Raw genomic sequence first — 1,766 nt, forward strand, 5'->3', positions numbered from 1 at the left:
CGCGCCGGCCGGCCCGGGAACCCGCGCTCCGCCCGCGGGTCCCGCGCCGCGGAGCCAGTCCGTCGCCACGCCCGGCGGGAGCAGCGCGAGCCGCACCGGCCATCCGGCGCCGACTGGGATTTTCCCTTGGTTTGCGGCCGCAAGCGCAGTCCCCTGCCTTTTCCGGCCCGCGCCGCGCCGCGCGCGCTTCGCCGGTGCCACCTTTGTCTGCTAATGTCTGACCCGCAGGAAAACCGGGGGAGGAGAGACCGCCGGTCCCGCGCCGCCCGGGCCGGCCAAGCACCGGCCCCTGGCCTGCGGCAATGCCCAAAGACAGGAGACAAGACAATGCGGCCCAAGGCCCTAGAACCGACCGAATCCGTGCTGCTCGCCCTCATGGCGAGCGTGCGCGAATGGCAGCGCGCGCTCGACCAGACCCTTTCGGAGGTCGGCCTCGACTATCCCGGCTGGCTGCTGCTGCGCGCCATCCGCCAGGAGGAGTTCGTGCGCCACGCACCCTATGCCGGCCTGATGCCGATCCCGGTGGCGCAGTCCGAGTCCATGCTCGGCCCGCTGCAGGCGGAAGGCTGGATCGCGCTCGACGCGGCCGGCACGCCCTTCATCCCCGACACGGCGCTGCCGCGCATCGACCGCGTGTACAGCGCGCTGAAGGCGCCGCACTCGGTTTCGCTGGCGCCGTTCAGCAGCGAGGAGCGCGCCGTGCTCACCGCGTCGCTGCTGCGCATGAAGGCCACCCTGCACGACCACTGCGTGCGCCGCGGCCGCCAGGCCGTGCGCCAGGTCGAGATGCAGTTCTGACCCCGGCGGGAAATACGATGACGGCTGGAGGATCGGCGCGACAGGATCCGCGCGGCAACGTGACCGGCGTGCGGAACGATGTCCGCGTGGCGCGAAATGGCGGCCCGGGTGATCCGGCAACCGCGCCGGCAACCGCGCCGGCAGCGAACGGCACCGTGGGCGGCACCGTCGGCGAGGTGGCGGCACCAGCCATCACGCCCGCGAAAACCGTGAAAACGGCCGGCCCGAAGACCCGGAAACCGGATCGGGCAGGCCGTCGCGGCGGCGGCGGGAATGCCCCGCCGGCGGCGCCGCGCTCAGGCGCACTCAGGCGCGCCGCATCCGGCCTTCCTCAGGCCTTCTTCACCCATGCGCTGCACCAGCCCTTGCTGGCGACCTGCTTGCCGGCGAACAGCGGGCAGGCGCCGCTGGCGTCGGTCGCCTTGCCCTGGAACAACTGGCAGTTGCCGCAGTGCTGGGTGGCGTCGTGCTTGGGGTACTTGGCCTTGTCGACCTTGCTGGAGTCGGCCTTGTAGCCGAGCCCGACCGCTTGCGGGTCCTTCTCGTCCACCAGCGGCCCGCTGCCCTGCGCGCGCGCGGGGAGGGACAGCACCAGCGCACCGGCGGCGACGATCGGGATGCCTTTCAAGAAATGACGGCGTGATGACATCTTTTAATCCTTTTTTCTGTGGGGGAACAACCTGGGCAGGCCACGCGCGCAAGACGCGGCAAGGCCGGCAGCCATCGGCGCGCCATGCGGCACGCCCGATACCGGCTCCGCCGCGCGGCAGGCCGCCGCGGGCGCCAGACACACCCGCCACGGACCCACGCCGGCGCCTGAAGCCGGTACCCGATAGATTCTAGGCCAACGCGGCCGCGCGGCGCCGCGCGCGTGATGCGCGCGGTGGCCGCGCTTGACGCAGGGCAACATAACGCCGGGAAACCGCACGCCGGCGGCAAAAAACGGGTAGAGGAAAGAAAACGGCCGG

2 protein-coding genes are annotated in these 1,766 nt (G+C 71.9%); one reads left to right on the forward strand and one right to left on the reverse strand.

The genetic code is table 11. The features are described from left to right. Positions 1–327 precede the first annotated feature (327 nt). Entirely contained in the window at positions 328–798 is a 471-nt protein-coding gene (locus tag K206_RS37930; protein ID WP_020202339.1) for a hypothetical protein, read from the forward strand. Positions 799–1,129: 331 nt separating this feature from the next. On the opposite strand, the gene K206_RS0110350 is transcribed toward K206_RS37930, so the two are convergent. Beyond that, positions 1,130–1,447: a high-potential iron-sulfur protein gene (locus K206_RS0110350; protein WP_029043453.1), complete on the reverse strand. Its 318-nt coding sequence runs from the start codon at positions 1,445–1,447 to the stop codon at positions 1,130–1,132. Positions 1,448–1,766: the final 319 nt, after the last annotated feature.

It is taken from the genome of Cupriavidus sp. WS, assembly GCF_000395345.1.
Taxonomy (GTDB): Bacteria; Pseudomonadota; Gammaproteobacteria; order Burkholderiales; family Burkholderiaceae; genus Cupriavidus; species Cupriavidus basilensis_B.